The sequence below is a fragment of the Aquabacterium sp. CECT 9606 genome (assembly GCF_918741295.1).
Classification (GTDB): domain Bacteria; phylum Pseudomonadota; class Gammaproteobacteria; order Burkholderiales; family Burkholderiaceae_C; genus Aquabacterium.
In genome coordinates, this window is record NZ_CAKKNB010000004.1 from 163,099 (window position 1) to 185,187 (window position 22,089).

20 protein-coding genes and 1 pseudogene are annotated in these 22,089 nt (G+C 59.0%); 12 read left to right on the forward strand and 9 right to left on the reverse strand.

Features of this window, described 5'->3' with window-relative positions:
- The first annotated feature begins 56 nt into the window (after positions 1-56).
- The gene (locus LQ232_RS17985) at positions 57-1,928 is read left to right on the forward strand and encodes a hypothetical protein (RefSeq protein ID WP_230181771.1); all 1,872 of its coding nucleotides are present in this window, start codon (positions 57-59) and stop codon (positions 1,926-1,928) included.
- A 63-nt stretch (positions 1,929-1,991) separates the two neighbouring features.
- Here LQ232_RS17985 and LQ232_RS17990 read toward each other — a convergent pair whose 3' ends face one another.
- The 3 genes from LQ232_RS17990 to LQ232_RS18005 all read right to left on the reverse strand — a co-directional run bounded on the left by LQ232_RS17990 (position 1,992) and on the right by LQ232_RS18005 (position 5,042).
- Positions 1,992-3,707: a methyl-accepting chemotaxis protein gene (locus tag LQ232_RS17990; RefSeq protein ID WP_305878727.1), complete on the reverse strand. Its 1,716-nt coding sequence runs from the start codon at positions 3,705-3,707 to the stop codon at positions 1,992-1,994.
- A gap of 162 nt (positions 3,708-3,869) precedes the next feature.
- A complete protein-coding gene (locus LQ232_RS18000; RefSeq protein WP_230181772.1) occupies positions 3,870-4,700 on the reverse strand; it encodes an ADYC domain-containing protein in 831 nt (276 codons plus the stop codon).
- A 36-nt stretch (positions 4,701-4,736) separates the two neighbouring features.
- Positions 4,737-5,042, reverse strand: a complete 306-nt coding sequence (locus tag LQ232_RS18005; RefSeq protein ID WP_230181773.1) for a hypothetical protein — start codon at positions 5,040-5,042, stop codon at positions 4,737-4,739.
- 287 nt (positions 5,043-5,329) lie between these two features.
- Here LQ232_RS18005 and LQ232_RS18010 point away from each other — a divergent pair, with 287 nt between their 5' ends.
- The 5 genes from LQ232_RS18010 to LQ232_RS18030 all read left to right on the forward strand — a co-directional run bounded on the left by LQ232_RS18010 (position 5,330) and on the right by LQ232_RS18030 (position 9,676).
- Positions 5,330-6,112, forward strand: coding sequence for a hypothetical protein (locus LQ232_RS18010; protein WP_230181774.1), 783 nt, complete (start codon positions 5,330-5,332; stop codon positions 6,110-6,112).
- A 1-nt stretch (position 6,113) separates the two neighbouring features.
- On the forward strand, positions 6,114-6,695 hold the full coding sequence (locus LQ232_RS18015) for a hypothetical protein (RefSeq protein WP_230181775.1): 582 nt from the start codon (positions 6,114-6,116) through the stop codon (positions 6,693-6,695).
- Positions 6,696-6,843: 148 nt separating this feature from the next.
- Positions 6,844-8,772 (forward strand): hypothetical protein, encoded by a 1,929-nt coding sequence (locus tag LQ232_RS18020; protein ID WP_230181776.1) that lies wholly within the window; start codon positions 6,844-6,846, stop codon positions 8,770-8,772.
- Positions 8,773-9,020: 248 nt separating this feature from the next.
- Positions 9,021-9,365 carry a YlcI/YnfO family protein gene (locus LQ232_RS18025; RefSeq protein WP_230181777.1) on the forward strand — a complete coding sequence of 115 codons (345 nt, stop codon included), beginning with the start codon at positions 9,021-9,023 and terminating at the stop codon, positions 9,363-9,365.
- On the forward strand, positions 9,362-9,676 hold the full coding sequence (locus tag LQ232_RS18030; RefSeq protein ID WP_230181778.1) for a type II toxin-antitoxin system RelE/ParE family toxin: 315 nt from the start codon (positions 9,362-9,364) through the stop codon (positions 9,674-9,676). The genes LQ232_RS18025 and LQ232_RS18030 overlap by 4 nt, the downstream gene beginning before the upstream one ends.
- Before the next feature lie 22 nt (positions 9,677-9,698).
- On the opposite strand, the gene LQ232_RS18035 is transcribed toward LQ232_RS18030, so the two are convergent.
- Positions 9,699-10,754 (reverse strand): AraC family transcriptional regulator, encoded by a 1,056-nt coding sequence (locus LQ232_RS18035; protein ID WP_230181779.1) that lies wholly within the window; start codon positions 10,752-10,754, stop codon positions 9,699-9,701.
- 113 nt (positions 10,755-10,867) lie between these two features.
- Here LQ232_RS18035 and LQ232_RS18040 point away from each other — a divergent pair, with 113 nt between their 5' ends.
- The gene (locus tag LQ232_RS18040; RefSeq protein WP_230181780.1) at positions 10,868-11,533 is read left to right on the forward strand and encodes an enoyl-CoA hydratase/isomerase family protein; all 666 of its coding nucleotides are present in this window, start codon (positions 10,868-10,870) and stop codon (positions 11,531-11,533) included.
- On the forward strand, positions 11,530-12,504 hold the full coding sequence (locus LQ232_RS18045) for a nitronate monooxygenase family protein (RefSeq protein WP_230181781.1): 975 nt from the start codon (positions 11,530-11,532) through the stop codon (positions 12,502-12,504). The genes LQ232_RS18040 and LQ232_RS18045 overlap by 4 nt, the downstream gene beginning before the upstream one ends.
- Before the next feature lie 17 nt (positions 12,505-12,521).
- Here LQ232_RS18045 and LQ232_RS18050 read toward each other — a convergent pair whose 3' ends face one another.
- The 5 genes and pseudogenes from LQ232_RS18050 to LQ232_RS18070 form a co-directional block, all read right to left on the reverse strand.
- Positions 12,522-12,968 carry a hypothetical protein gene (locus tag LQ232_RS18050; RefSeq protein WP_230181782.1) on the reverse strand — a complete coding sequence of 149 codons (447 nt, stop codon included), beginning with the start codon at positions 12,966-12,968 and terminating at the stop codon, positions 12,522-12,524.
- An 87-nt stretch (positions 12,969-13,055) separates the two neighbouring features.
- Positions 13,056-13,904: a hypothetical protein gene (locus tag LQ232_RS18055; RefSeq protein ID WP_230181783.1), complete on the reverse strand. Its 849-nt coding sequence runs from the start codon at positions 13,902-13,904 to the stop codon at positions 13,056-13,058.
- A 320-nt stretch (positions 13,905-14,224) separates the two neighbouring features.
- The gene (locus LQ232_RS18060; protein ID WP_230181784.1) at positions 14,225-14,815 is read right to left on the reverse strand and encodes a type VI secretion system amidase effector protein Tae4; all 591 of its coding nucleotides are present in this window, start codon (positions 14,813-14,815) and stop codon (positions 14,225-14,227) included.
- A 307-nt stretch (positions 14,816-15,122) separates the two neighbouring features.
- Positions 15,123-15,383: pseudogene (locus LQ232_RS18065) on the reverse strand (PAAR domain-containing protein); the annotation flags it as partial.
- Between the two features lie 382 nt (positions 15,384-15,765).
- Positions 15,766-16,239 (reverse strand): hypothetical protein, encoded by a 474-nt coding sequence (locus LQ232_RS18070; protein WP_230181785.1) that lies wholly within the window; start codon positions 16,237-16,239, stop codon positions 15,766-15,768.
- A gap of 256 nt (positions 16,240-16,495) precedes the next feature.
- Between LQ232_RS18070 and LQ232_RS18075 the strand changes: the two genes are divergently transcribed.
- From LQ232_RS18075 to LQ232_RS18090, 4 genes are all read left to right on the forward strand, one after another.
- The gene (locus tag LQ232_RS18075) at positions 16,496-18,214 is read left to right on the forward strand and encodes a DUF4041 domain-containing protein (protein ID WP_230181786.1); all 1,719 of its coding nucleotides are present in this window, start codon (positions 16,496-16,498) and stop codon (positions 18,212-18,214) included.
- 54 nt (positions 18,215-18,268) lie between these two features.
- Positions 18,269-18,901: a hypothetical protein gene (locus tag LQ232_RS18080; protein ID WP_230181787.1), complete on the forward strand. Its 633-nt coding sequence runs from the start codon at positions 18,269-18,271 to the stop codon at positions 18,899-18,901.
- A 288-nt stretch (positions 18,902-19,189) separates the two neighbouring features.
- Positions 19,190-20,263, forward strand: coding sequence for an SIR2 family protein (locus LQ232_RS18085; protein WP_230181788.1), 1,074 nt, complete (start codon positions 19,190-19,192; stop codon positions 20,261-20,263).
- On the forward strand, positions 20,260-21,924 hold the full coding sequence (locus tag LQ232_RS18090) for an ATP-binding protein (protein ID WP_230181789.1): 1,665 nt from the start codon (positions 20,260-20,262) through the stop codon (positions 21,922-21,924). Before LQ232_RS18085 ends, LQ232_RS18090 begins: the two co-directional genes overlap by 4 nt.
- Positions 21,925-22,089 lie beyond the last annotated feature (165 nt).

The window sequence follows — 22,089 nt, forward strand, 5'->3', positions numbered from 1 at the left end:
CAGAATCAAAAATGCCGTCGATGTGACGGCGCATTTTTATTCACAGGGGGGCTTTCATGAAGCCGTATTTGGTCAAGTCAGCCATTGCCATGGCTGTCACTTTGCAGATGTTTGCCACGGCCGCCTCGGCCCAGCAATTGCTGAACAACACCGGTTTTGAAATCGGCTCGTCGGGTGTGTCATGTTCATCGGGCACGCTCACCGTGTCTGGCCAGATTGGCGCCTATTGGGCTGACAACTCTTGCTGGATAGCCAGCACTTCCACATTGACCTACGCGCTTGAAGGCGCCAATGCTGCAACCGGCTTTGCCCCGCATTCAGGCGCGCTCAGCCAATCGGTCGATTCCTCCGCTGGCGTCGGTCAGTTCTACATCAATGTTCCGTTGGATGGTGGCAAGAAGTACACCTCATCCATTTGGTTGAAGGCTGACCGCGCCCTGGATGTGGTGCTCCAGCTTCGTCTCAACGGTGGCCCTTACACCGCCTACGGCAGCCGTGTTGCCAAGGTGACCACGACTTGGCAGCAATTCACCTTCGACGGGTATTCACCGGCCTCCAGCACACAGCTGAACGGTGGTCTTTATGTCGTGCTGCAGAACACGGGCAAGGTCTGGCTGGACGATGCCAGCGTCACCGCGGTGGCCGACGCCAACATCGACACAGTGCGCAGCGATGTGGTGGTGCCCAAGAGCTATTTCGGACTTCACGTGCACCGTGACCCCAATTGGCCAACGGTGGGTTCGACGATTGGCTCCGAGCGGCTATGGGATGCCGATGGCACGCAATGGGCCGACATCTTCCCGACGGATCCCGCACTGGGCGGCACGCCCAACTGGACCAAGTTCGATGCACGGGTGCAGCGCGCGCTCGACAACGGCGCGGAACCGGTGGTGGTGCTCGGCGGCAACATTCCCCAATGGGCCAGTTCGGACCCCACCGGGTCGCAGACAGGCTCCAGCTTTTACGGCCCGGGCAGCAGTGCTCCTCCCGTGAGCGAGGCGGTCTGGACTGCCTGGGTCACGGCCGTTGCCCAACATGCCCAAGGCAAGGTCAAGCTCTGGGAAATCTGGAACGAGCCCTACCAGAACGGCACGTTCAAGGCCGACATTCCGCGCTTGGCAAGGTTGGCCCAGCTGGCCTATCCCATCCTGAAGAATGCCAGCTCGACCAACAAGGTCCTGAGCCCCAGTTTTGATGTTTACGACAACAACTTCCTGGAGCGCTTTCTGCAGGCCGGCGGGGGTTCTTACATGGACATCGTTTCCGTGCACGCCTATGACTTCTTTGGCGGAAACCTGCTGGATGCCACCGTCTCGGCCGGCAGCCGGACAGGCGATCCAGCAGCTCCCGAAGCGATGTACTACAAGGAACACTTGATCAAGAACACCAAGTCGATCCTGGCCAGGTATGGTTTCCAGTCCCTGCCGGTCTGGAACACCGAAGGCGGTTATGGCGGCGCCAAGTTCGCCAATGGCACCTCCAACGATGCGGCTGGTGCGCCTTGGGTGGCGCGTAACCTGATCCTGGGTTGGGCATTGGGCGGTCTTGATCGCAACTTCTACTACGCGTGGGATCAGCGTGATGTCGGTTGGGTTGCCGGTGCGCGCGAACCAGCAAGCCCTCCCAACTCCAACAACTACATCAAGACTGCGGCAGGCACGGCCTACCAGCAGGTGGCCACGTGGTTGACCGGCAAGAAGGTGGTGAGCAAGACGGTGGATGCCAATGGCACCTGGACCATCGTGCTGAACCCGGGCATTTTCGCGGCCAAGCAATTCATCGTCTGGAACCCTGCCGGCACCTTCGGCTATACCGTGCCAAGTGGCATCGACTACGTGAGCTATGTCACCAACCTGGCGGGCGTGAAGACGAGCATCCCGGCTCCGTTCTCGGTGAACCAAAGCCCTGCGCTGCTGACCCGCAATTGATCACCTGAGGTGATTTTGCAAGGGCTGTCCGTCCATGACGGGCAGCCCTTTTTCCATTCAAGCTCAGAACGACGTCCAGTCGTCGGCGCCCGTCAACGCGGCAGCACTGGCCGTCGAAGAAGCCTGTGGTGATTTGCTTGGCCTGGCTGCGGGTTTGGCGCGCTCCGGTCCCCTGCGCTCGACAACCTGCGCATTGGCGGCAGGCGAGCTCAGGTAGCTGGGTTGCCCAGCCCGGTCGCTGGGAAGCTTGAACACCGCCACGGACTGCACCAACTGTTGCGCCTGGCCCTTCAGGCTCTCGGCGGCGGCGGCGCTTTCCTCGACCAGGGCCGCGTTCTGTTGCGTCACCTGGTCCATCTGCCCAACTGCATTGCCCACTTGCGTGATGCCATCGCTCTGTTCCTGACTGGCCGAGGAGATCTCAGCCACGATGTCGCTCACGCGGCGGATCGAGCCGACGATCTCCCCCATGGTCTTGCCGGCCTGGTCGACCAGCACCGTGCCTTGCTCGACTTGTTCGACGCTGCGCCCGATCAAGGTCTTGATCTCCTTGGCCGCCTCGGCGCTGCGCTGCGCCAGCGTGCGCACTTCGCTCGCCACCACCGCGAAGCCACGACCCTGTTCGCCAGCGCGGGCTGCCTCCACGGCGGCGTTCAGCGCCAGGATGTTGGTCTGGAAGGCGATGCCGTCGATGACGCCAATGATGTCGCCGATCTTGCGGCTGCTGTCGCTGATGCCTTGCATCGTGGTGACGACCTGTCCGACCACCTCACCGCCCTGGGCGGCGATCTCGGAAGCGCCTTGCGCCAGTTGGTTGGCCTGCTTGGCGTTGTCGGCGTTGTTGCGCACGGTGGTGTTCAACTGTTCCATCGTGGCGGCCGTCTGCTGCAGGGCGCTGGCCTGTTCCTCGGTGCGTTGGCTCAGGTCCTGATTGCCCTGGGCGATCTGGGCGCTCGCGGTGGACACGCTCTCCGAATTGGCGCGCACGCCGGAAACCACGTTCGTCAGGTTGACCTGCATGCGTGCCAGGGCCTTGAGCACCTGGGCGGCTTCATCATCGCCGTCGGCCTGGATGGCCTGCGTGAAGTCGCCCGCTGCCGCGCGATCCGCAGCGGTAACTGCGTTGGCCAGCGGCCGTGCGATGGAACGAACCAACCACCAGCCCGCGACGACCGCGATGCCCAGCGCAGCGACCACGCCCACCAACAACGACGTGCGGGCCTGGGCATAGGCACGGTCGGCCGTGACGCTCTCATCGGCGCCGCCCTTGTTGTTCAGTTCGACCAGCTTCAGCAGTGTTGCGCTGAAGCGGTCATAAACCGGCAGGGTTTCCTTGTTGAGGATGACGCGCGCGCGCTCCGTCTCATTCTTCCGCGATGCGGCGATCAACTGCTCGTGCATCGCAAGGTAAGACTTCCAGTCCGCAGCAAAGCTTTCATAGAGCTTGCGCTCTTCATCGCTGCTGATCAGCTTGATGTAAGCGTCGTGGTTCTTGTCGAAGCCGGCCTTGACCACTGCGATGTCCTTCTCGATCTGCGCCATTTCGGCATCGTCCGTGCTCAGAACGTGCCGAACCTCTCCCAAACGGAAGTCCGAGGTGTTGGTGTTCATGGCGTTGACCAGGCTCACACTGGGCAGCCAGTTGGACGTGATCTCGTAGGTCGAGGTGCGCATCTTGCCCATCTGCCAGAGTGCCAAGCCTGACAGGCCAACGATGATGGACACGAGCAGCGCCAGGGTGGCTGTCAAACGGGTCGTGATCTTGAGATTTTTGAACATGGATTGGTCTTCAGCTTCCATGCAAAAGAAATGCTTGCCCCCCGCATGGAAAAAGGGACCGCCTGTGTACCGAGTGTTCATCGGCAAAAAAGCGCTGAAACTGGAGCCGATTGAGGCGGACTATTTCGCGGTATTGGCCCCGGGTGCCAAGGGCCTCAGGTTTCAGTCGGAAGTGTCGACAGAGCGGTTGAACAGCAGTGCGCCTGGAAGGCGTTTACCAGTGTCTTCGGTGCAGGCGGCACCGTTGGCCACTGCCGCGAGACGCGGGCACTGCGCCAGCAGCGCGGCGAGTGGGCCGCGTTCGCGCACCCGCGTGTGGTGCACGCACAGGGCGCCTCCCGGTCCCCATGCGGCCTCCAAGGGCATGGTGGCCGGCGTCTCGGCCTGTTGGATCCCATGCACGTCGAACAGATCGATCGCCATGCCTTTTCGCGTCCAGCCAATGCCGTCGCCGCAGTAGTCGGCGCGGAACATGCGGGTGCAGGTCTGGAACATCGCCACACCCGAGCCGGGCCCGTGCGCGTCGTCCCAGGGAAAATATCCGGCGCGCAAACACTTGCCTTGCACGCCAGCGGTACAGGTCAGCGACAGCTGTCCGGGCACACGCACCTGGCTGCCATCGGGAAGGTCGTGGCCTTCGATGAACAGCACGAGCTTGCGGTTGTCCCGATCGGCATCGCAGATGTTGGTCCATTGCCCGGTCGATGCGTCCAGCGCTTCGATCTCGTGCAGTAACACGCCGCGCGTGCCATCCGACAGCACTGTCAGTACACGCAGGTGCGGTGCATCAGGGCCATCGCCCAGCGTCAGTTCGGTGCCGGCCAGCGCCTGTCCAGCGCGACGCACACCTTCGCCGTCGACGACTTCGATCGAAGTTCCCACCACCCGCAATACCCGCCCCGGGGCGGACCCCGACGCGTGGGCGGTGGCGGCCAGCAGCATCAAGGCGACCGCGGTCAATTGGGCCGCGGTGCCAACCATTCGCTTGAACATCATCATCTCAGTGTGCAGGGTGCGTCGCGGAGCGCCTTAGCGCGCGGCCGTCGCGGGCGAAGTCAGTTGGATGGTCGACAGGTCCCAGCTTCTGGCGGGCGTGTAGCTGCCCGCAGGCAGTGGCGTGCTGGCGGGCTGCTTGGCAACCGCGTTGAGGCCGTTGGCTCCGATGGCGTTGTTGTGGAGCGCGTTGTTGTGGAGGGCATTGTTGTGCAGTGCGTTGTTGTGCAGCGCGTTGTTGTGCAGTGCATTGTTGCTCAAGCAGGCATGGGACGAGGCCATGACGACTGCGGCAGCGACGAGGACAGCGGATTGGCGGATGGTGGAAATAAAGCGGTTCATGGATCTCTCCGTTGATTGTTCGCCTGGTTCGGAATGAACTTCGATGCGACAGACCGAAGTGTGAGAGACGCCCGTTTCAAAGACGTTGCAACACAAGCGCGCGATTGTTTCAATTGTTCACGCCTCTCTCCGCCCCGGTTACCACGCCATCCCCAACGGGCTGCCGTGGCGCAACAAATGAAACACACAGGCGTTTGCAATGAAACCGAATTGAAACGCCCGCTGCTGACACTGAACCCCAACGCAGCACGGTGCTGCGGCAACAAACTTTCACAGGACTACTCATCATGAACTTCACCCGCACCCTCATCGCCGCAGCCCTCATCGCCAGCGGCAGCGCTGCCTTCGCACAGGCCGCCATCACACAGAACATGGCCGTGGCCGGCGGCGTCACGCCCGGCGACACGGCGGGCTTCCCCGTCACCATCAGCCAGCCTGGCAGCTACAAGCTCACCAGCAACCTGTTCGTGCCCGAGGGCTCGATTGGCGTCAGTATCACAGCTGCGAATGTCACGCTGGACCTGAATGGTTTCAGCATCATCGGGCCGAGCACCTGCACCCGCGTCTACAACACCAAAGCCGTGACCTGCGTTTACACCGGCTCGTTCGCCGGTGTGGCGGTCGGCTCCAACGCTGCAGGCGCCAAGGTGCGCGGGGGCACTGTCAAGGGCTTCCAGTCAGGTGTTTCCTCGTACGCATCAGCCAGTGTTGAAGACATCACGGCCACCTTCAACATGCAAGGGGTCTCCTTCAGCGTAAGTGCTGGCACGTCGTTCCGCCTGTCAGGCATCAACGCCAGCTACAACTCGGGCAATGGCATCGACACTGGCTCTGCCGTCGGCACGATCGAGCGCTCACAGTCCAACCACAACGGCGGCAAAGGCATCAACGCGCAGAGCGGTGTCACCCTGTTCAATGTGGAGGCCATTGAAAACTTCGGCCACGGTGTTGATGGGGCCGCCGGGCATGCCGTCTATGCCACGGGCAACGGCAACGGCACCAACCCCGCCCAGAACTTCTACGGGTTTCGCTCGATGGGCAACAACCTGAACGGCACCACCCAGTTCTGACATGAAAACCACCTATGTGCTGGCATGGCTCTTGGCGGCCTCGGGCGTGCAGGCTTTGGTGCAAGCAGGCTCAACCGCCGCCAGCCCTGCGGCGCACGATGCGCCGGTGGCGGTGGTGGTGCAGGCCACGCGGCCGACCACGAAGCTGGGCACGCCTGCAGCACCGCCTGCAGCACCGCCTGCAAAACTGCCTGCACACGCGACCGCACAGGCGCCATTGGTGCAACGCGTGGGCGATGCCTTGCAGGTGGACGCCCAGCGTGCCTCGCGTCGTGCCGTGGTGGAACAACTGGCCGCCGCCACCGGCACCCAACTGATTGGGTCCACCAGCGCGCTGGACGACACGCCAACGGTCAGCCGGCATTGGCAGGGGCGCAACGCCATGCCTTTGCTGGCCCAGTTGCTGGATGGGCACATTGACTTTGCAGCCCTGTGCAATGCGCAAGGCTGCAAGGTTTGGCTGCAGGCCCCTTCATCCGATGGGCAGGCCACGCCTGCGCCGCCGCCTGCCAGCCAATACAGCCAGTACAGCCCACCAGGCCCTCCGCAAGCTGATCCGCCCGGCTTGTTCCCATCTGAATGAGGATAAAGAGATCCACAGGCACGATAAGGAACCACTCTTGGCCATGGACATGGCGGTCTACCGGGAGGCGGGCCGCCAGCTAAGTTAGGGATGCCACAGGGAGCGTGAGCACCGCACACTTGGATCAGATTCCAACCAGGAGCCCACGATGATTTCCATGCCCATCGCGATTCTTCGGTTCAAGTGGAGCGACCAGGCCCAGGCGCCGGCTGCTTGGAGTGACAGTGCCTATGCATCCATCTTTCTGCCCGGCGGCCCATGGTGGGGGGTGGCGCGCTACTGGGAGGACTGCTCGTTCAATTTGATCGAGCTGGGCGGTAGTGCCGTGCTGCCTTGGCGCACGCACGCATTCACCTTCATGCGCTTCAATCCCGAGAAAGGTGTGACCGAGCAGAACGACCGCGGCAAGGTGATCCAGGCCGCCGTCGACCAGGTGTTGGCAGAGGGCGTGTCCCTTGCCGGTTATGCCGCGGTGGTCGTTGTGTTTCCGGCCGTCCCTGGCGCGGATGCGGGCGCTTCGTCCGCCATCAACATCGGCGGCGGCAAGTTGGTGGGTGGCGCCTTGCTCAATGAGGGCTTGACGCAGGACGTGATCGCGCATGAGATCGGGCACACGCTCGGCCTGGCGGACGCCTTCGGCAACCGTCCAGACCCCACCATCTACTGGGATCCCTATTGCGTCATGAGCGCACGCTTCTACGCTAGCAGCCAGTCGGCTTTTGCGTTGCCGGCTGACCCGTCTGTGCCAAGCGTGGGCGGCACCTACTTCTCAGGGATGGCGCCGCGCCCCTCTGGCGCCATGCTTTACCACTCGATCAATGCCTTCCAGACATCCAGCCTGGTACAGACGCTCCCCGCCGATTTCCGGCTGGCGGGCGTGAACGTGCGACTGCACGCGACGGACGGCGGCTGGGCCGGCCAGCCCATCGTCGTCGTGGCGGCGACCGACCCGGCGGCGGGCGCGGCCGAGAAGTCTTTCGTCTTGGAGTACCGCCGCTCGCAGGGGTGGGACCGCGCCTTCAAAGCTGGCGAACGCAGCGGCCTCGGCTTTGTCTCGCCTGGCATCGTCATCCATTCGATTCGCGACGGCGTCGATCCGCTGCGCGCCACACGCCAGCTTGCTGTCTACGAAGGCGTCATCCCGATTCCGCTCACTGGCGACGCGGACTTCCGGCTCGGGGGTGGGCGCGATCTCGGCCTGGTCGTGCGGGGCGTGGCCCCGGATGGCAGCTACGTAGACCTGACGATCGGTGGGGCGGCTCTGGTGGAACGCAAAGGCGTGGTGGCCAGCATTCCCGAGTGGCAAGGCGGTGATAGCGAACTGGTGGAGTCTGGTATCGCAGACGTCTTTATCCCGCCCAATTGCGGCACCGGTCGCTTCCATTACCAGATCACGCGTCAGGAGTCCAAGTTCGTCTTGTCGGCGCGGGCCTCTGGCTACACGCTGCCGGCCTTCGGGTGGGCCATCAACGGTGTGGCCTTGCCCGAGGTTGCGCCGGGCACGCCGCGCAAATCGGGGTCCGTGCAAGTGCCAGTCAATGCCGAGTTCCCGCAGCCGAACCAGGTGCTCAAGCAGAACCTGATGGCAACGCTGAACTTTGAGCTCGTTGACAACACACTGACCTTGGGGGCGCGAAGCAGCGACGGCAACTTCGACCTTTGGGTTCAGGTGACCTCCAGCGAGGACGCGCCCGGCGCCCTCAAGACGCCGGCCGACGATCGGTCCGCCGCCGGCAACCTGCGCGTCGATGGCGTGCTGCTCGCCTATGGCCAGGATTGGCACGATGCTGTGGCTCGGTGCTGGGCACGCTATCTGCGTACCTTGCCCTCGGCGTCGATTTTTCGCAGTCTTCCCAAATTGGACTTTGACCCGACGCAATTCGGCCCCGCCAACTTCTTCGGCTCCCGCATGGATGAGCTGGGGCGCCTGGACCCACGTGACGAGTTGGCAGCGCGGGACTTGATTGCCACCTACCGCGCAACCCTGCCCGCTGTTGCGGGGCAATTGCAGGCTGCATTCGACGCCATGTCGTCGAGGCGACTGGACTTTCGCACGCCGTCGGACCTGGCCCCCTAGCACGGCGTAATCCCATGTCTTGCGTGCTGCAGGGTGCCAAGCATCTGAACCCGGGCCGCCAGGCAAAAAGCCTTGCGTCGGGCTTTCCGTGGCGCGCGCCTTGCGCATGAAGCGGACGGACATGTCTTTGCGCAGGGCATCCAGGCCAGAACCCTTGCCCAGCACCTTCAACAGGGCGCAGAGATGGCCTGTTCAGGCGCCAGCCAGAGACACGCAAAGTCAATCGAGAGAGCTGCCGGTGGTGCCGGATGGACAGCAAATACACCGTCAACCGCAGCGAAGCCCTTGAATTTGTAGTGCTAATGCAATACATTGAGGCCATGAAAACCGCTGTCATCCCCCAAGTCCGTGTCGAACCAGAGTTGCGCGCCGATCTTGATTCGGTACTCCTGCCCGGCGAAACGCTGACTGAATTTGTCGAGGCATCGGTGCGCCGCGCCGTTGAATTTCGTCGCGTACAAACAGACTTCGCCGCGCGGTGCGATGCCTCATTGGCAGCGTACGAGCGCACCGGGGCTTCCATCCCGTCGGACGTTGTTTTGTCGAAGCTTGAGGCGAAGGTCGCAGCACGGGTGAAGCAGCTTCGCAAATGACGTTCAGAGTCGAGTTCACGCCTGAGGCCGATGCCGACCTGGATCGCCTGTTCGACTTCCTACTGGAGCGCGCCGAGACTGTCGAAGAAGCCATGCGTGCCTACGAAGCTGTCGAGGCCATTCGCACCGCTGCCAACAGTCATCTCGCGATCACGCCCTACAGCTATCGCAAGGTCGGTCAACGCCCAACATTGCGTGAACTCATTGTCCCGTTCGGCTCCACCGGGTATGTGCTCCGCTTCGATATACGCACCCCTGAGTTGGTCCTCGTCATCGGCGCACGCCACCAGCGCGAAGAGGATTTCCACTGACCCAACGGGCTGGACCGGAAGGTCACGGTGCGTCTGGCGCAGCGGCAGGGCCATGAGACGGCTCATCGAGTGTGACGTTGATGTATTCGGATGGCGTGGATGAATACCAGCGTCGAAAGGCGCGGCTGAAGTTTGCCACGCTGGCGTAACCCAGTTCTTCGGCGATGCTGGACACCGTCTGCCTTCGAGCTCGCAAAAGCTGCGCTGCCTTCTCACACCGCACTTGCTCGCCGATGTCGGAGAAGTTGCTGCCTTCTGAGGCCAACTGGCGCTGCAAGGTTCTGGCTGAAACCTTCAGCTTCTTCGCGACCTGTTCTATGCTGGGCTGCCCTTCGGCTGTGTGCATCACCAGCTGACGTATCGTTTGGCTGAGGCTTTCGATGGGCAGATTCCTGGCGATGATGAAACGCTTGCATTGCGCCCCAACCAGACGGGCGGCGATGGGGTCTGCATGGGGCAGCGGCCATCCAAGACATGCTGTCGAGAATACCCACTGGTTGGACGGCGCACTGAAGCGAAAGAGCCGACGAAGGAAGCCATGCGTGTAGTTTGGCTTCACAACGGTCATCTCTGCGCGTGCCGGACATGGGCGCCCGGCCAGTGATGTCGCCACCTTTCCCAAACCCACCATCAGGAACATCAAAGCAGCCTCTCCCACTTGATGAGAAGCAAGCGGTTGCTCAAGGCGAAGTGTTGACTTGTCTTGACCTTCATGAAGGGTAAAGCGTATGCCGCGACATTGGTGCTGCAGCAGGTCGCACCCTAGCTGGATAGCCGATCTCAGGTCAGGCGAAACGAGCATCGCAAAGCCCAGCGGGCCATGGCAGGTGACCGTCATCTTCAGCCCCAGTTGCACCGGCAGATCTGGCTCACCGGTGAGATGGATGGCGCGATGAAGCAGGGCGTCGAAGCAAGCGAAATCCACATACCAGTAAGGCCTATCCAGTTTCTCGACCGAGACGCCGCTTCCGGAAAGCAAAAGCCGCGTTGGCACGCCTTTCTGCGACACCAATTCGGTGAGCAGGTTGACGTAAGCACCCGGCAACTGCGGCGCTGTAGGAAGAAGTGGATGGCTCATGACCAATGACCCAGGGGGCTGGCGTGAAATGAATGCATTCTGGCATTGGCTGAACTAGGCATCGACCAGCCTGCCGAGAACAATGAGCGCTCCACTATCTGAGGTTGTGCTTGATGGCAAATTTGAAGCTCACCCGCGTTGACAAAGTCCAAGTGCTGACATGGAGCGACGGCGGCAAAGGCAATGTATTCAACGGCGACGCTGTCGATGAATGGTCGGCTGTCCTGGATGAGCTGGAGAACACGCCAGGGAAAGCAGGTTTGGTGATCACCAGCGATGACCCGAAGTTCTTCAGCTCTGGACTGGATGTGCCCTGGGTGATGCAGCAAGCTGACGTGAAGCCCTTCGTCAGCCAACTGGAAGACTTCTTCATCCGACTCAGCTTGCTCAACATGCCCGTCGTTGCCGCGATCAATGGGCATGCCTATGCAGGTGGCGCGGTATTGGCGTGTGCCGCTGATTTTCGCTACATGCGAGCCGACCGCGGACGGTTTTGCTTCTCTGAAGTCAAGCTGGGCCTTCCGTTCACAGCCCCCTTGCTCGAAGTGATTCGATTGCTGCCTGCGCCAGACGCCCTGTATGAGCTGGCCCTGACAGGCGACGCTTGGGGTGGTGACGAGTGTGCTGCGCGAGGGGTGGTTTCAGCAGCACTTCAGGAGAACGACGTGTTGTCTGCGGCCATGGCAAGGGCTGAGCAGCTGGCCGAGTTCGACCGGCGAACCTACACGGCGATCAAGCGCGGGCTTCGCCGTCAATTGGAATTGGTGACCAAACCATGAAAACCCGCATCACTGAACTCTTCGGCATCCGCCATCCCATCATGCAAGGCGGCATGCACCATGTCGGCTACGCCGAACTGGCGTCAGCCGTGTCGAACGCCGGAGGCCTGGGCACCATCACGGCACTGACCCAGCGCACGCCGGAAGACCTCCTCAAGGAGATTCGGCGCTGCCAGGAGATGACCGATCAGCCATTTGCGGTGAATCTCACCTTCTTGCCGGCCTTTGCCGTGCCGCCCTATGCCGAGTACATCAGTGCCATCCGAGAAGGTGGCGTGCGGATCGTGGAGACGGCTGGACGCAGCCCCGAAGAATTCATGCCGCTGCTCAAAGGCGCGGGCATCAAGGTCATTCACAAGTGCACGTCCATACGCCATGCCATCAAAGCGCAAACGATCGGCTGCGACGCGGTCAGCGTGGATGGCTTTGAATGCGGGGGGCACCCAGGGGAGGATGACATTCCCAACATGATCCTGTTGCCGTTGGCGGCCTCTCAGTTGAGCGTGCCCATTGTGGCCTCCGGCGGCGTGGCGGATGCCAGAGGCATGGTCGCGTGTTTCGCATTGGGCGCTGAGGGCGTGAACATGGGTACGCGATTTGTGGCAACCCGTGAGGCGCCGGTGCACCAACGTGTGAAGGATGCACTGGTTGCCGCGACAGAGCGCGATACCAGGTTGATCATGCGGCCGCTTCGGAATACCGAACGCGTTCTGCACAACGACAGCGTTGATCGGCTGTTGCAGGTCGAGCATGAAAAAGGGGGTGATCTCCAGATCGCAGACATCATCGCGATGGTGGCGGGCGTGTACCCCCGGGTGATGCAGCAAGGCGAGGTTGATGCCGGGGCGTGGAGCTGCGGTCTGACTGTGGGTTTGATCGACGATATTCCTACCGTCAAGGAGCTGATTGATCGAATGATGGCTGAAGCATCGGACATGGTGAAAGGCCGCTTGTCTGCCTATTTCATCTGAGGCCCAAGCGCCGGGCTTCAAGCAGCTTGTGCCGGGCTTTCCGTGGCGCGCGTCTTGGGCATGAAGCGGACGGACATGTCTTTGCGCAGGGAATCCAGGCCAGAACCCTTGCCCAGCACCTTCAACAGGGCGTAGCCCTCCAAGGCGGTGACCATGACGTCGCTGCCCAAGGCCATCTCGGAGTCTTCAGCGCGGCCCAGCAGCTTGGTCAGCCTGGCGATGTGCGGGCGCAGCGCGTCGAGCTGGGCCAGGTCGCGCTGCGCTTCGGCCACGTCCACGTCGGCCGGGATCAAACCGGCGTTGTCGCTCATCGCGACCAGCGTGCGGCGGCAGAAGGTTTCAGACTTCTCGCCCATCTTGTTCAGGCTGCGGCGCTCGTCGGTGCTCAGCGAGATCAGGCCGGACAGCTTGCTTTCGAGCGTGGACAGCGCGTCGGCGATGGCGGCGTGGTCGGCTTCGGTCATCCACCAGCATCAAGGCATACCTGCACGAAGGTTTCGTGCTGGATTCTGAGCGCCTGAAGAACCGGATGGTCCCCCCGCTCAATTTGCTCAATTTGGCTCTACGGAGAACTTGTACACATTGCCAGGCTCCACAAACGTGGAGGACCTAAGGCTTCCCAACGCAACGAACTTGTTGCCTTGTATGGCGTACCCCTTGAACATGACCCCTTGCGGTTCATCTTGCCCATCAAGGTAGCGATACGTCACTTTGTCAAACTGCACTTGGCCTTTCTGCATTCGAATGGCCGTGCAAGACGCAAACAGGCTGGGCAGCTTCCAACCCTGCTGTTGCTTGCCGGATTGCTTGATCAGGTAAACGGCCTTGTGCCTGACGGCCGTACCCGACGCTGAAGCGGGCGTGTTCTCGACACAAACCCATCCCTTTGAGAAATAGACCGTCGTGCCAAGGCCCAGGTCTGAGTTGCTCACGACCTCATCGGGAAACGCCTTGACCCGTTTCGGGCTCAACACCCGGCCGTTGATTTTCAGTTGACCGTCGCGCACGTCAATTCGTTGTTGACGGCCGGCGGCCATGCCGTGCCATTCATGGCGAGCGACATCGTCGCCTTCCAAGCTATAAGGTTGCAACTCTGTGCCCTTGTCCCGAAACAAGCGGTTCGGCAGGGCCTCGTAGTAGGCCTCATAGCCATCAAATACCGTGGCAGCCTGGCCCAATGCAGGAAGCAGTATCAATGCAGCAAGGAACTTCATCGGTAGGCCTTTCCGCCGGTCGCAGTCAGATAGTCCGCATCGTGTTTCCAGAAGATGCTTCGGCCATACGCCGCCGTGGACTCCCAGACATACTTCTTTGCCTGATTTTTTGTCCCGCACCTTGACTGCCCATGACGCATCGGCGAGCAGCAAAGCCGCGCCCAATGTGAGCAGAACCTTGTTCATTTGCATGGCTTGCATTTGGTCAGAACAGATGGTTCAACCGCTGATGGCCCTCATCGCAAACTGCATCGTCTGAACGTGCAAGGCGTATGAGATGGCGCTTGAGCACACGGCCGTGAGAAACAGCCACCGTGTGCGTCGGCCCGGCGGCGCCGCGTACCCAATGATGGCCCAGGCCAGGGGAAACAGCAGTTGCCCCATCACCAGCCCGGCAAACCAATCTGGGCATGTGCCGTTGCACGCCACCGTGGAAAACCTGTCCAGCAGCACGACAAACACAATGCCCGCCAGAAAGAAAAGGCCGGCCGGTTTGATGCGGGATCTCACTTGACTTCCCAAAACAGTATTTCCTTTGCTTTGCCCAGGTCAGAAAAACCCAAGATGCTGCTGGCGTTCAAGCCAAGAGTGAATCGCATGAAGCTGGCAAAGCCAGGTGTCAGGCGATCCTTGTTCCAAAGGTCCACATGATCACCTGACGCATGGCTGACCTCGCCGTCCCGGGACCAGTAGTCTTTGAAGAAGATGATGCCCGTCTTGCCTTTGATTTTCTGCTGCCAGTCGGGCCCTGTGATGTTGTGTGGCTTGCTGGGCAGACCACAAAAGGGTTGCAGCTTCAGCCATGTGGCGAATTCCTCGGCCCGGATGGCGGCGCGCTGGCCATCAAGCTGCACCGCAGCACCTTTGAATGACTTCATCGTGACGCCGACATGGTGAAGGGCCGAACTCACCCTGATGGCGCATTGGTTGTCAAAGCCTGCTGGCACCTTGCCCTTCGCGTCCCGGTATGGATCGCGCTCCTTGGGATAGGCTGCCCACAGGTTTGCGAATTGGATGGGGGTGACCTGGATGGCGCAGACGGATTGAGGCGTGGTGTTGGTGCGAACCTTCGCTTGTTGCTTGAGCGTGGTGGCCATCTCAGTGGCCCTCCATCAGCAACAGGGCATCTTCACCCCAGAACACTTCGTACTCTTCTTCTGAGTCCGTCACGATGCGGGGCAATTCGCCGCTTTGGTCCAAGCGTCCGGAGCGGGTCTGGCCGGACAGGGTTTTGACGACCCAGGGTAGGCCTACCAGCACCGCCGTGTCGCCGATGACCTCAAGCCTCGTTTGCTCGTCATAGGTGATGCGCACATCGGGCTTGACGGCAGCGTAGCCTGCGGCGGCAGCTTTGCCCGTTTGGTCGGCACTGGCCGCTGCGGGGTTGGAAGCTCCGCCTTCCGAAGTCGTGGACAAGAACTGGCCGGCAATCAGGGTTGCGCCGCAGGCGCACTTGTCGCCGTGCCGGGCGGCCGGCTGGCCGTCAATGATCATGGTGGCATCGCCCGTCACGATCACCGTGGTGCCATGTCCCTTCTTCGGGCACGTTACCTGGTCGCCCACGCGGGCGATGCGTTTGCCGTGGGTATCTGTCGTGCCCGCGGCGCCAACCACCACGCCACCGTGGTCAGTGCTGTCGCCAAGGACGATGAATGGGCGCCCCATGTTCACTCTCCTGGATTCATGTGTTTGGGCGCACTGTAGCAGGGGGGCTACTGACTGTTTTGTTTCCCTTCGTGCCGCCTTCTGAACCCGGGCCGCAAGGCAAAAAGCCTTGCGCGCAAGGATGGAGAGCCCCAAACGCAAGGCACTTGAGCCTTGCACTTTGCCCATCTGAACCCGAAGCGCCGGGCTTTGAGCCTTGCGCGCAAGGCCCTGCATCCCCAACGTCGGGGTGTTGAGCCTTGCGGCGCAAGCCTCTGAGCCCCAAGCGCCGGGTACCAGAGCCTTGGCCGCAAGGAGAAAAGCCTTGCGCGCAAGGCCTTCCAACCCGAAGGCCCATGAAAAAAGCCCCGCGAGCGGGGCTTTGATGCTGGCGGGCCGGGCTTTAAGCGGCTTCGGCCGTGCTTTCCGTGGCGCGCGTCTTGCGCATGAAGCGGACGGACATGTCTTTGCGCAGGGCGTCCAGGCCAGAACCCTTGCCCAGCACCTTCAACAGGGCGTAGCCCTCCAAGGCGGTGACCATGACGTCGCTGCCCAAGGCCATCTCGGAGTCTTCAGCGCGGCCCAGCAGCTTGGTCAGCCTGGCGATGTGCGGGCGCAGCGCGTCGAGCTGGGCCAGGTCGCGCTGCGCTTCTGCCACGTCCACGTCGGTCGGGATCAAACCGGCGTTGTCGCTCATCGCGACCAGCGTGCGGCGGCAGAAGGTTTCAGACTTCTCGCCCATCTTGTTCAGGCTGCGGCGCTCGTCGGTGCTCAGCGAGATCAGGCCGGACAGCTTGCTTTCGAGCGTGGACAGCGCGTCGGCGATGGCGACGTGGTCGGCGGCGGTCAGGGTGAGGGAAATGAGGTTTTGAGGCATGGCTTCCTGGCGTTCGTTTTGTTGATGAGGCCGCGACTTTAGGGATTCGGACAAGGCTAGGAAATCACCATCAAGGGGGTGTTTGGACCTGGCTTTGCCAAGCGTTACCGATACAGCTGGAGGCAGCGTATGGCCAGAAGGTGGCGCTCTTCTCAGTTACGGCTTGGCGTTGGCTCCAATTTAAGACTCGATTTTTTGTCGTAGCATTCCGTAACAGTTAACGCGTCATGCGATGACGAGATCAGGGAGGAATGCTATGGATGCACTAGTTGCATTGCTACTGTTAGTTTGTTTGGGCGTCCTGTTGTATGCCCTCTTCAAAGTTCGCGGGGAACTGGCAAAGGCTAAGGCTCATGCCGTGCAAGTACAGACGGAACTGGACGCGGTTGGTCGTGAGTCAGAACTTCGCCGCAGGGAAATCGAGTCGTTGACGCCCTTTGCCCAGGTGCGCGATGCAGCCTTGGAAGCCTCTGGCCTCTTGGAAGAGGCGAAGCGCCAGGCATCAGCGTTGCGCTCCGCAGGGGAGGTAGACAAGTCCCTCGCCAATTTGGAAGCCGATCAACTCAGGCAAGCGGTTGGTGATGAAGTGCGAGCCAAGCGCCAAGCCGCAGACTTGATGCTCGAACAAGCCGGCTCACAGGCCGCCGGCATTGTCGATGAAGCTCGAAAAAATGCCGAAGCCATCGGCGGCGATGCTTACCGCGCACTAGAGGACGCCAAGAACATTGCAGCCACCGTCCAGGCGATGAAGAACGTCATTGATGGGTATGGCAATCGCTACATGATCCCAACCCACAGCCTGCTCGATGACCTTGCAGAAGCGTATTCGCATGAAGAAGCCGGGCGTGAACTGAAGCAAGCACGTGAACGCACCAAGCGCATGGTGGTGCAAGGCATTGCGGCCGATTGCGACTACGTCGAAAAAGTTCGCAAGGAGACGGCCATCAGATTCGTGACGGATGCGTTCAATGGCAAGGCCGACTCCATCCTGTCGCGGGCGAAGATCGACAACTTCGGGACTTTGCAACAAGAGCTGAGGGATGCTGTTGCCATCGTCAATGCCAATGGAACGGCGTTCAAGTCCGCGCGCATCAAACCAGAGTACGTGGAAAGTCGAATCCAGGAGCTTCAATGGGCCGTGCGGGTGAACGAACTGCGTGAGCGGGAGCGTGAAGAGCAACGCCGCATCCGGGAGCAGATTCGTGAAGAAGAAAAAGCTCGTCGCGAATACGAACGCGCGATAAAGGAAGCAGCCAAAGAAGAAGACACCATCCGCAAAGCGATGGAGAAAGCCCAAGCCCAGGTTGCCAAGGCTTCGGATGAACAGCGTGCCAAGTACGAGGCCTTGTTGGCTGAACTTCAAGGCAAGTTGCTGGATGCGGAAAGTAAGAACCAGCGGGCCTTGTCGATGGCTCAGCAAACCAAAGCTGGCCATGTCTATGTGATCTCGAATGTTGGCTCATTCGGAGAGCACGTCTACAAGGTGGGCATGACTCGCCGCATGGAGCCGCTGGATCGCATTCGTGAATTGGGCGATGCCAGTGTGCCGTTCGGGTTCGATGTTCACGCCATGATCTGGTCGGACAACGCGCCGCAGTTGGAGACCAAGTTGCACCGGATGTTTGTGCAGGCGCAGGTGAACAAGCTCAATCCCAGAAAAGAGTTTTTCAGGGTGGGCATCACAGACTTGAGGGTGGCGATGGAGAACATGGGACTCAATGTGAGTTGGACCATGGCTGCTGAGGCGCGCGAGTACAGGGAAACGCTAGCGATAGAGAAGCAGATCGAAGAGAGCGAACTGGCTCGTCAAGTATGGGTGAGTCAGCAGTTGGTTTATGAAGCCAGCATGGCTGCGGAGGATCCGGACGATGAGGGCGGGGCTGCCCAGATTGCGGGGCCGAATCTTGCGACACCGGGACAGTTAGCAGTAACACCTAATTCCCAAGAAGCACATATCTCCAATTTGGCTGCTTGAAATTGCCAGGGCTACGCCGTCAGGTTCAACTCGCCATTAGCTTCAAAAATTCATATGCGCGCACCTGTATTCGATTTCGCATTGTCAGTAGATAGCCAGATTGAAGCGCTATCGAGACAGGAGTACATCCTCAGAACTGGGAGGGCTAAGCACTTGCTGGAGGAACTGTACCCTTTGAGCCGATTTGCCATTAGTCTCAAGTTTCCAGGCTCTCATGTAGAAGTCGAAGCTTTCGAGAACAATGAGCCCGTTGATGGAGTAATTCATTTCTTAGGTCAATATTCTCAAGAGCTCAATGTCGAAGTGACCTATGTACACTCATATGAAGATGCGTTGAGGCGAGAACTTATGTGGAGAACGGGATCAACTCCAACGGCGGGAAGGATCTATCGAGACAAAATCACAGGCGAGATTGTTGCCGTCAGCGAAATAGAACCATATAAAGTCGGTATTGAAAATTTAGCCGAAAGCATTGCGTACCTGCACGAGAAGAAGGCGAAAAAGCAATATCCAAGAGGAACCAATCTTTTAGTAGGTTTTGATGACCCGACTTTTTTTGGTCAGGATCGATGGCGGGCACTGTTTACAGAGCTCAGGAAGATAACCGATTTATCTGGGGGTTGTTTCTCGGACACTCATATCATCAACTGCGGGACGAATGAGTTAATGTCAAATGCAAATTTCTGATTTTATTCCAGTCGGCAACTCGCCGTAGCGTTGTGGCTTCTCATGAATGCATGTTAACTCACTATCAAATAAAAGTATTTTTTGGCGCCTAAATGACGCACGGTTCGCAGTTCCATCGCGAAATCGAACGCTCGGTCAGTAGGGGCGCTGCGCGCCGTAGGTGTTTTCAGAGTCTGTTAAGCGTTGGGTTCGGCCGTGTTGCCGAATTTCATGGGCGCAACTGCCGCTCATTTCGCATGAAAGCTAGGATTCATTTGCCCGTCTCGGGTTGCATTAAGGGAGGAAAATATGTCGAGCGAAACGAAAGAGCGTGTTCTTCAATGGCTTACAGGCTCAGATACCTGCTTTCTCATTGGCGCCGGTTGCAGTCGCTGCGCAGGAAAACCGCTCATTGGCGAATTGACAACGAATGTGTTGGCTAAGGTCGATGCGTCCATTAAGACAGAATTCGATGGACTGAAAGCAGCTGGAACGCGGCCAACGACGATCGAAGACCTCATAAATTATTTGGTGCGTTACCAAAATATTCTGCAAACGCTTAGAGATGCAGATAAACATGCGGTCAAGCCAGCATGGATTGGCGACGCGTTGCATTCCATTAAGAAAGAAATCGTCGAGAACATTGCCGATTCATGGCTGGATAGCACGGTACATGCGCGTTTTCTGCAGCGGATCGCTAATAGATCAACAAAGGCAGGTCGCGATATTTTTACTCTTAACTATGACACGCTGATTGAGGCGACACTTGATAAATTGCGTTATCAGTATGTTGATGGTTTTCGAGGTTCACGTCTGGGGTGGTTTGACCCGACGATATTTGAAGAGGCGCCAACCTGCATGCCGAATTTTCGAATTTACAAACTGCACGGCTCTATTAACTGGTTACGAGAAAAAACTGGGCATGTACGTCGCTCGGTCGTCAGTTCAGCCGCCGACATCACAGAAACAGTCCTTGTTTATCCCTCGGAACAAAAATATCTCCAAACCCAGTTTGGCGTGTATGAGACACTTTTCGGTAAATTCAGAGCGCGCTTGCGCGCGCCCAATGTGAACAACTGCCTTGTGACGCTGGGCTACAGCTTCAATGACGAACATATTAATGAAGCAATCATTGATGCTGTTAACGCCACCGGCAGCAATCTGACCGTGATAGCGTTCATTGGGCCCGACGTGAAAGCGATTGAGCAGCAAACACAACTAAAAGAAATTGAAAAACGCTGCAATAGCCGATTTAATGCTTATGTCGGTAATTCATTTCATGTTGGCGATGCGCTTGATGCGACCGAAGCAAAGATTCTTCTTGAGGCGGAGCTTTGGAAATTTGAAGGCTTAGTGGATTACATCGCAGGGGTGGCAGCATGAGCGCAGAAATTCTACGGGTTGGCCGGGTTATCGAGATTTCTGGCTCTAAAGTTGTCGGTGAATTGGAGTCTTCTGTCGAAGACCTATATCGGACCTATAAAAGCCGCCGCTACACAGTGGGACAGATCGGCTCAATTGTTCGAATCGAGGCTGGCGACAAGTTAGTGTTCGGCCTCGTGACAGCGTTGAGAATGGCTGAAGTCGCCATAGCAGAAAAATCCAAAGATAAGAAAGTAGTGGAACGCAGCAGTGATGCCAAATGGCTCGAAATCGAGCTTTTCGGCGAAGGGCTGCGTAGCGGTCTTGGTGAAAACGATTTCACATTTCAACGTGGCGTTGTCACCTACCCTCTGCCTGGTCAGCCCATATTTGTCGCGACTGTGGGTGAGTTGAGTCAAATTTATAATCGGCCTGACAGCCCCTCTATTCATATTGGCTCGCTGTCGCAGGCATCGGCATTGCCAATTTACCTAATGACGAATGAGTTGCTTGGCAAGCATTTCGCTGTGCTTGGGACAACTGGGTCTGGAAAGTCCTGCTCTGTTACTGTCTTACTCCAAGCAATATTGGATGCGGCGCCCAGCGGACACATCATTCTTCTAGATCCGCACAACGAATATAGTAGGGCCTTTGGTACAAGGGCCGAAGTCATTGACCCAGCAACACTGAACTTGCCTCACTGGCTACTAAATTTTGAGGAATGTAGTGAGATTTTTGTTGGGAAGTCCGAATTCGCCGCAACTAGTCAAACCAATATACTTAAGGAAGCAATATTGTCGGCTCGTCGTAGCTTTGGGATCGCCGATATTGCGGCAGACGATATAACTGTAGATACACCCATACCCTACAAACTTGGCGCGGTATTGGCGGCTGTTGAGCTACAGGCCAAGGACCTGTCACCATCAAAACGAGAGTCTCATGACAAGATCATCAACAAGATCAAGTCGATGCAAGCTGACAAACGGTTCTCTTTCTTGGTTCGTCCTGATACGGAAGTGACTGATGGCCTTGTTGACATCATCAAGCAATACCTGAGAATTCCAGTCGACGACAAGCCAATATCAATCATTGACCTTTCTGGCATTCCTTCGGATGTGGTTGATGTGGTGGTGTCTGTCCTGTGTCGCATGGTCTTCGACTTCGCAGTTTGGAGTCCGCGTCCGGTCAAAGTACCGATCCTTCTAGTCTGCGAAGAGGCTCACCGCTATGCGCCACGCAGTGACGCGGCGGCCTTTCAGCCTACAAAGCAAGCCTTGGCGCGAATTGCCAAGGAGGGCCGCAAGTACGGCGTATCGCTAGGACTTATCTCCCAACGCCCCTCAGAACTTGCGGAAACCATCCTCTCGCAGTGCAATACCTTGATCGCCTTACGCATGAGCAACGAACAGGATCAGCACTTTGTGCAAAGGGCGTTACCAGATGCCGTGCGAAGCCTGATTGACTCGTTGCCAACGCTTCGTTCTCAGGAGGCACTCATTGTCGGCGAGGGAACTGCCGTGCCTGTTCGAGTGCGATTCAGTGACCTTGCTGAAGACCGCCGCCCCCACAGTGCAGACGTTCCTTTCGCGGCTTTGTGGTGTACGGACACCGCAGATGCTGCCTACGTTACCGACATTGTTCGCAGGTGGCGACAGCAGGAAAGGCCAACCATAGGCACTTAACAGTCTCAGTACTGAATTTCCGATCGGGGATGGAACTGATTGAAAAGACCGCACAAGGTGTCGATTAAAGCTTTAAACCGACCGTGCAGGGGGCCTGCAGTCGGCCAACCTGCACGAAAGCTGGGACGAAAGCGTCAGTCCTGAAGAAGTGGTACTTCCTAATGT

What these genes read in the sequence shown, in the direction of transcription:
- LQ232_RS17985 (WP_230181771.1), top strand. Translation starts at nt 57, where the DNA reads ATGAAGCCGTATTTGGTCAAGTCAGCCATTGCCATGGCTGTCACTTTG.
- LQ232_RS17990 (WP_305878727.1), bottom strand. Translation starts at nt 3,707, where the DNA reads ATGTTCAAAAATCTCAAGATCACGACCCGTTTGACAGCCACCCTGGCG.
- LQ232_RS18000 (WP_230181772.1), bottom strand. Translation starts at nt 4,700, where the DNA reads ATGTTCAAGCGAATGGTTGGCACCGCGGCCCAATTGACCGCGGTCGCC.
- LQ232_RS18005 (WP_230181773.1), bottom strand. Translation starts at nt 5,042, where the DNA reads ATGAACCGCTTTATTTCCACCATCCGCCAATCCGCTGTCCTCGTCGCT.
- LQ232_RS18010 (WP_230181774.1), top strand. Translation starts at nt 5,330, where the DNA reads ATGAACTTCACCCGCACCCTCATCGCCGCAGCCCTCATCGCCAGCGGC.
- LQ232_RS18015 (WP_230181775.1), top strand. Translation starts at nt 6,114, where the DNA reads ATGAAAACCACCTATGTGCTGGCATGGCTCTTGGCGGCCTCGGGCGTG.
- LQ232_RS18020 (WP_230181776.1), top strand. Translation starts at nt 6,844, where the DNA reads ATGATTTCCATGCCCATCGCGATTCTTCGGTTCAAGTGGAGCGACCAG.
- LQ232_RS18025 (WP_230181777.1), top strand. Translation starts at nt 9,021, where the DNA reads ATGGACAGCAAATACACCGTCAACCGCAGCGAAGCCCTTGAATTTGTA.
- LQ232_RS18030 (WP_230181778.1), top strand. Translation starts at nt 9,362, where the DNA reads ATGACGTTCAGAGTCGAGTTCACGCCTGAGGCCGATGCCGACCTGGAT.
- LQ232_RS18035 (WP_230181779.1), bottom strand. Translation starts at nt 10,754, where the DNA reads ATGAGCCATCCACTTCTTCCTACAGCGCCGCAGTTGCCGGGTGCTTAC.
- LQ232_RS18040 (WP_230181780.1), top strand. Translation starts at nt 10,868, where the DNA reads ATGGCAAATTTGAAGCTCACCCGCGTTGACAAAGTCCAAGTGCTGACA.
- LQ232_RS18045 (WP_230181781.1), top strand. Translation starts at nt 11,530, where the DNA reads ATGAAAACCCGCATCACTGAACTCTTCGGCATCCGCCATCCCATCATG.
- LQ232_RS18050 (WP_230181782.1), bottom strand. Translation starts at nt 12,968, where the DNA reads ATGACCGAAGCCGACCACGCCGCCATCGCCGACGCGCTGTCCACGCTC.
- LQ232_RS18055 (WP_230181783.1), bottom strand. Translation starts at nt 13,904, where the DNA reads ATGAACAAGGTTCTGCTCACATTGGGCGCGGCTTTGCTGCTCGCCGAT.
- LQ232_RS18060 (WP_230181784.1), bottom strand. Translation starts at nt 14,815, where the DNA reads ATGGCCACCACGCTCAAGCAACAAGCGAAGGTTCGCACCAACACCACG.
- LQ232_RS18070 (WP_230181785.1), bottom strand. Translation starts at nt 16,239, where the DNA reads ATGCCTCAAAACCTCATTTCCCTCACCCTGACCGCCGCCGACCACGTC.
- LQ232_RS18075 (WP_230181786.1), top strand. Translation starts at nt 16,496, where the DNA reads ATGGATGCACTAGTTGCATTGCTACTGTTAGTTTGTTTGGGCGTCCTG.
- LQ232_RS18080 (WP_230181787.1), top strand. Translation starts at nt 18,269, where the DNA reads ATGCGCGCACCTGTATTCGATTTCGCATTGTCAGTAGATAGCCAGATT.
- LQ232_RS18085 (WP_230181788.1), top strand. Translation starts at nt 19,190, where the DNA reads ATGTCGAGCGAAACGAAAGAGCGTGTTCTTCAATGGCTTACAGGCTCA.
- LQ232_RS18090 (WP_230181789.1), top strand. Translation starts at nt 20,260, where the DNA reads ATGAGCGCAGAAATTCTACGGGTTGGCCGGGTTATCGAGATTTCTGGC.